Genomic DNA, 5,987 nt, shown 5'->3' with positions numbered 1-5,987 from the left:
CCCACCCCACCCTCACCGGACCTTCAAGACCACCTTCCCCGCCGCACGCCTCTCCTCCAGCTCCCGCAGCGCCTCCGCCGCCTGCTCCAGCGGGTGTACCGACCCGAGCAGCACATCCAGCTGTCCCGCCTCCAGCAACGGAAGCAGCTCCCCCCACTGTTCCTGCAGGTACGCCGGGCGCGGCATCCAGAAGGCGCCCCATCCCACCCCGATCACGTCGATGTTGTTGAGCAGCAGGCGGTTCACCTTCACCACCGGGATTTCGCCGCCCGTGAAGCCGATCACCAGCATCCGGCCCTCCGGGGCCAGGCTGCGCAGAGAGTCTGTGAAGCGGTCGCCGCCCACCGGGTCGACGATCACGTCCACGCCTCGGCCGCCCGTCAGGTCGGCCACCGCGGCCTTGAAGCCGTCCACCGGGACCGTCTCGTGGGCCCCCGCCTTGCGTGCCGCCTCCGCCTTCGCGTCGCTCGAGACCACCGCGATCACCCGCGCGCCCAGCGCGGCCGCGAGCTGTACCGCCGCCGTGCCGACTCCGCCGGCCGCGCCGTGTACCAGGACGGTCTCGCCGGAGCGGAGGCGGCCGCGGCGAGTGAGGGCGAAGTGGACGGTGAGGTAGTTCATCGGGAGGCCGGCCGCCGACTCGTAGGACAGCCGTTCCGGGATCGGGAAGACCATCGCCGGGTCCGCCGCGACCAGCTCCGCGAAGCCGCCGAAGCCGGGGAATGCCGCCACCCGCTGGCCCGCCTGCAGGCCGGACTGCGGTGGCGCGGTCCGTACGACGCCCGCGACCTCGCTGCCGGGGATGAAGGGCGGATCCGGCTTGAGCTGGTACGCGCCGCGCGTCAGCAGCACGTCGGGGAAGGTGACCCCCGCCGCGTGTACGTCGATGAGCACCTGCTCCGGCGTCGCCTCGACGTCCGCCGTCTCGCCCGCCACGATCGAGTCCGGCCCGTCCAGCCGTACGACCTGAACTGCCCGCATATTACGTCTCCTTGCCGACTTTCCGACTTTCCGACTTATCGATAAGTGAGCAGCGAGCGCCGCTCACCCATGAAGTGCGCGTGGTCGTTGTAGGCGAGCAGTGAAAGGCCGGAGCGGCCGGCGGTGATCGTCGTGATCGCTCCGTTCACCGCGACCCGGTTCAGCGCCACGATCCCGGCCGGCGGCACGCCCAGCAGCGCCCCGGCCACCGCCGCCAGCACCCCGCCTGACGTGACGACCACGGCATCCCGCCCGCCGCCGAGACCCGCCGCCAGCTCGTCGAGCGCGGCGGCGGCACCGGCGGCGAACGACTTCCAGCCGTCCGTATCCGGGATATCCGGGTCCTCCATCCAGGCCCGCAGCCCCCGGTCGACCGCCGCCTGCACGCCGCGCGGCCCGTCCAGCGCCTCCGCCTCCGGTACGGGATAGCGACGCAGCAGTTCCAGATGGTCGTATTCGTTCCAGCGGGCGTCGACCGCCGGCTCCGCACCGCCGATATCCGCCTCCGCCATCACCCCGGCCGCCGTCTCCCGCTGCCGCCGCAGCGTCCCGCACGCCACCACCGGCTCCCGCAGCCCGCGTCGCGCCAGCTCCGCGCCGATGACCGCGGCCTGCCGGTGACCCAGCTCCGACAGCACGTCGTAATCCGCACCCGCGGCCGACGCCTGCCCATGCCGCACCAGGTGGATGACCGGCATCCCGCAACTCCCTTCGCCCGCCCCGGCTCGCAGGCTAGCCCCCCTGCTGAGCAATGCTCAACAGGGGGCCGGGGAGGCAGGGCCGTAATTGCGTTGCGCGCCCGGAAACAGACGTGCACCCTGGTGCGGTCGAGCGGCGACCAGCGCTGCCTGGACCTGAGGAGGGCTGACAGATGGCCATCACTGTGCTGCGGCATGTCCGCGTCAGTCCCACCTCACCGTTCAGGAGCACCCCCGATGTCTTCCGACGTCTTCCGCACCGAGCACGACCTCTCTGACCATCGCCCCGCCTTCCACTTCTTCGCCGTCGACGAGCAACTGGCCCCGGATCAGCGCTGGTCCACCTGGCTCGACGTCGAACGCGGCTCCCGCGGCCCGGAACCTCGCCCCGACTGGGTCGTCACCGAGCAGGCCGCGATCGACACCGAACTCGGCGTCCTCAAGACCGGCAAGGAAGCCGACGTCTTCCTCATCGAGCGCGCCGTCGACGCCATCGGCGACCACCCGGCCAAATCCTCCCTGCTCGCCGCGAAGCGCTATCGCACCGAGGAGCACCGGTCCTTCCACCGCAGCACCTCCTACGTCGAAGGCCGCCGCACCCGCAACAGCCGCGACACCCGCGCGATGGCCAAGAAGACCGCCCACGGCCGCAGCGTCGCCGCCGGGCAATGGGCCTACGCGGAGTGGGACGCGCTGTGCCGGCTCTGGCAGGCCGGCGTCCCCGTGCCGTACCCGGTGCAGGTCGACGGGACCGAGCTGCTGATGGAGTTCATCGACGACGGGGACGGCGGAGCCGCGCCGCGGCTCGCCCAGGTCCGGCCGCCGAAGGAGCTCCTCGGGCAGTACTTCGAGCAACTGTGCGGCGGCATGCGCGAGTTGGCGCGGGCCGGGCTGGCCCACGGCGACCTCTCGCCGTACAACATCCTCGCCCAGGCCGACCGTATCGTGATGATCGACCTCCCGCAGGTCGTCGACATCGTCGGCAATCCGAAGGGCATGGACTTCCTGCTGCGCGACTGCCACAACATGGCGGCCTGGTTCACCAAGCGCGGACTGGAGGTCGACGAACAAGAGCTGTTCGCCGACCTCCTCACGATGGTGTTCTGAGGCCTCTTACGGGTTGAAGTAGGGGTCGGTCGCGATGCCCGCGAAGGCCTGCTGCGCCGCGCCGCCGTCCGGGACGGTGACCCGCCAGTCGTCGTCCTCGTTCGGGCCGTCGCGGTGGAAGTAGACCAGGGCCTTCAGGCTCGGATACGAGGCCTTGATCACCTCGCGGGTCTCCCCCAGCCATGCCGCCTGCACCGGGTCGGTCGCGGCCCGGTGCACGCCGGTCTCGCCGACGATGAACGGCTTCCCGCGCGCCGCCGCGAAGGCGTGCGCCGCGTCGAACATCAGGTCAAAGGCGCGGTAGTTGTACTCCGGCTGGTCCGGCTTGGGGCGGGCGTAGCCGTCCGCTCCGACCCAGTCCACGTACGCGTCGCCGGGATAGAACGGCTCCGCCTTGTCCGTCTCGCGGTAGGCCCGCCAGGTGGGACACCACACGAAGGCGACTTGCGGCGCCAGTTGCGCGAAGCGCCCGTGCACATGCCGCCACATGCGGACGAAGAGGTCGGTGTCCACGTAACGCAGATCGAATTCCCACGTCAGGCGCAGCAGCACCGGCGCGCCGATGGCCGCCAGACCTCGCGCCTGGGTGTCGATCCACCCGTCGTGCGTGCCCGCGACGATCTCCCCCAGCCGCGCCTCCGGTCCTGCCGCCCACGACAGCATCGGGATGCGGCCGTCCGCGACGTCCTTTTCGATACGGGCCGCAGGGAGCGCGACATCGACGGGCTGGAAGCAGTGGTTGATGCCGAGCCGGTGTCCGATCTTGGACTCGAGCGCTTCGGGCTGGGAGACGCCGATGGAGCTGCCCTCGTAGGCGTACGCCCCGAAGTGCGCGCCGCCGGCGGGCACCAGCGCCCGCGTGCGCGCGGTGGCGGGCGTCGCGCTGGCCGCCGCGAAAACCGCCGCGGACGTGCCCAGCACAAAGCCGCGCCTGCTGATTCCGGTCACCGCGCTCACCCCGCCTCGATCAGTGTGTACTCGACCTCGGGCACCGTCCGTCCGCTGCGCCGGTCGCTGATGGCCGCGCCCCACTGGGTGTACTCGGGCGTCTTGTCCCGATACCCGCGGTGGCCGCGCAGCGTGATCCGCTCGCTGTCCCGTATCCCGACCGCGTACGGGTGCGGGCCCTGCACCGTGGCCACCCGGAAGAAGACGGAGTTGGCGAAGAGAATGTCGCTGCCCCGCTCCACCTCGACCGCCTGCGAGCGCCAGCCGTAGATGTGGTCCTCGGTCTGCAGGCCGAGGAAGCGCCATCCGGACACCCGCTGGAGCACCACCTCGCGGGTCTCGTGGTGCTCGATGGAGAGCTCGTACAGCCGGGCCGGAACGTCGGTGTCCTGCACCAGGAGGCCGATTTCCGCCCAGCCGTTCATGCTCCAGATGTTGGAGAAGGTGCCGCCGCCTCCGCGCACCCAGATGCCGTATTTGTGCGCGCCGCGATACGTATAACCGGGGTTGCCGGTCTCGGGCGCACCCTCGGGGTGCCACTTCACGAACTGCGTGGCGATGTCGGCGAGATACGACCCGTCGGCGGACTGCCAGAGCAGATTCACCGCGCCCGGGGTCTGCTGTGCCGTGTCCAGGCCCAGGCCGGTGACCTGGTTGCGGCCGCCGCGCGGGGTGGAGACGAGGGCGCGGGGTGCGTCCGGGTCGGAGAAGTGGGCGTGGCCGTCGGCGGTGAGCAGCCAGGTCTGGCGCGGGTGCAGGCCGATGAGGCGGCTGCCGGAGCGGAGCTTGAGGGTGTCGGTGAAGAGGTATTGGCCGATGGGGACGAAGACGGTGTCGTGGCCGTCGACGGCGGCCTGGAAGACGGCGAGGTCGTCCTCCCCCTTGCCGATGGTCCTGCCCATCTTCGCGGCCACATCCGCGACCGACACCCAGTCGCGTACGGGCGGGGGTGCCGGTGTGTCGGAGTGGAGGTTCGCCCGAATACGAGTCGTCGTGACGCCCGCTGTGGCCGCCTTGTACACGCCCTCGCGCCGCGACTCGCCGCCGCTCAGGGCGTCTTCGACGCGCAAGCCGAAGGTGAGTTCGCGGATGTGCGCGTCGGCCGCCGGGCCGCTGGTGCGGGCGCCGCTCTGAGTTAGGAGGAGCAGGTCGGAGGTCCCGGCGGTGGTGCAGTTCAGGAGCGTGAGCTGATTGCTGAGGCGGATCAGGTCGTTGTCCGAGGCGCCCGGGAGCGAGGTGCTGTCGTTCAGCCCGACAGCGACATCGCTCACCCCGCGCAGGTGGGAGTCCTGCACATACAGGTGCTGCGGTGTGTCCGCCGCCGACTCGAAGGCGCGCGGGGTGTCTTCGACCACGGCCCGTACGACCACGAGCTTGGCGTCATTGCCCATCGCCACCGCGGTACGCCGCTGGCCGCTGAAGCGGCAGTCCAGCACCGTCGTCTGCCAGCCGGCGGAGGCGGCCCAGGCCTGCAGGCCGACCTCGCCGCCGGTGATGCGGACGCGGTGGATGAGGTTGGCGTTGTGGTCGATGCCGGACAGGCCGTCGCCGACCTTGATGTCCAGGTCCTGGAGCAGGCAGAGCTGCGCGCCGCCGAAGCGGACGGCCATGGCGTCCGGATTCCCGGCCCCGATCGTGATGTCGAGGTTGATCAGCGCGGTGCCGAAGGTGTCGTTGTTCGCGTACGAGACCGGGCCGCCGACCGGGCGGCGCAGGAAGCCGAAGACCTCGCGCGGGGTGCCGGTGGCGTAGCCGGGCGAGCTGTCGGCCAGGACGAAGACGGGGCGGCGGGCGCCGTAGCCGATCACCCGTACCGAGTCGTGGACCCGCACCGGCGCCGAGAGCATGTACGTGCCCTCCGGGACCAGGACGACGCCGCCGCCGTCGCCGTGCGGGAAGTCGCGGGCGCCGCCGAGGATGTCGCCGAGTTTGTTGGCGATGCCGCGGCGGGAGGCCTCGTCGATGGCGGCCTGCAGGGCGGCGGTGTCGTCACCGGCGCCGGTGTCGTAGCCGGGGCTGCCGAGCAGGACGGCGCCCGGGTCCGGCGGGCGGGTGGTGTAGACCGAGCCGAAGGCGGTCGGGTCCCAGTCGTCGGCGGCGGTCGCGGTACTGGACGACAGCAGCGGGCCGGCGGCGGTCGCGGCGGCCGCGGCGGCGCCGATGGCGACGAAGCCTCTGCGGGAGAGTGCGGGCATGGAGCGGCTCCTGGATGACGTGCGGTAGGGGGCGGGGAAGCTTCAGGTGCGGCGGGAG

General features: G+C 71.5%; 5 protein-coding genes. 1 reads left to right on the top strand and 4 read right to left on the bottom strand.

Translation table 11 applies throughout. The features are described 5' to 3' along the window. Nucleotides 1-12 precede the first annotated feature (12 nt). A complete protein-coding gene (locus G5C51_RS39175; RefSeq protein WP_165245231.1) occupies nucleotides 13-981 on the bottom strand; it encodes an NADPH:quinone oxidoreductase family protein in 969 nt (322 codons plus the stop codon). 35 nt (nucleotides 982-1,016) lie between these two features. Then, complete coding sequence (locus G5C51_RS39170; protein ID WP_165245229.1) at nucleotides 1,017-1,679, bottom strand: histidine phosphatase family protein; 663 nt, start codon at nucleotides 1,677-1,679, stop codon at nucleotides 1,017-1,019. A gap of 237 nt (nucleotides 1,680-1,916) precedes the next feature. Here G5C51_RS39170 and G5C51_RS39165 point away from each other — a divergent pair, with 237 nt between their 5' ends. Then, on the top strand, nucleotides 1,917-2,786 hold the full coding sequence (locus G5C51_RS39165) for a serine protein kinase RIO (protein ID WP_165245227.1): 870 nt from the start codon (nucleotides 1,917-1,919) through the stop codon (nucleotides 2,784-2,786). A 6-nt stretch (nucleotides 2,787-2,792) separates the two neighbouring features. Here the strand turns inward: G5C51_RS39165 and G5C51_RS39160 are convergent, their stop codons facing one another. Both G5C51_RS39160 and G5C51_RS39155 read right to left on the bottom strand, forming a co-directional pair. Continuing rightward, entirely contained in the window at nucleotides 2,793-3,734 is a 942-nt protein-coding gene (locus G5C51_RS39160; RefSeq protein ID WP_165245225.1) for a glycosyl hydrolase, read from the bottom strand. A gap of 5 nt (nucleotides 3,735-3,739) precedes the next feature. After that, a complete protein-coding gene (locus G5C51_RS39155; RefSeq protein ID WP_165245223.1) occupies nucleotides 3,740-5,929 on the bottom strand; it encodes a glycosyl hydrolase family 28-related protein in 2,190 nt (729 codons plus the stop codon). Nucleotides 5,930-5,987: the final 58 nt, after the last annotated feature.

It is taken from the genome of Streptomyces coryli (assembly GCF_011044975.1).
Classification (GTDB): Bacteria; Actinomycetota; Actinomycetes; order Streptomycetales; family Streptomycetaceae; genus Streptomyces; species Streptomyces coryli.
Note: the sequence above shows the minus strand (reverse complement) of the source record. Positions and strands in the feature narration are given on the sequence as shown.

Bases quoted from the DNA above. Each gene is read 5' to 3' on its own strand.
- G5C51_RS39170 (WP_165245229.1), bottom strand. From the start codon at position 1,679: ATGCCGGTCATCCACCTGGTGCGGCATGGGCAGGCGTCGGCCGCGGGT.
- G5C51_RS39175 (WP_165245231.1), bottom strand. From the start codon at position 981: ATGCGGGCAGTTCAGGTCGTACGGCTGGACGGGCCGGACTCGATCGTG.
- G5C51_RS39165 (WP_165245227.1), top strand. From the start codon at position 1,917: ATGTCTTCCGACGTCTTCCGCACCGAGCACGACCTCTCTGACCATCGC.
- G5C51_RS39155 (WP_165245223.1), bottom strand. From the start codon at position 5,929: ATGCCCGCACTCTCCCGCAGAGGCTTCGTCGCCATCGGCGCCGCCGCG.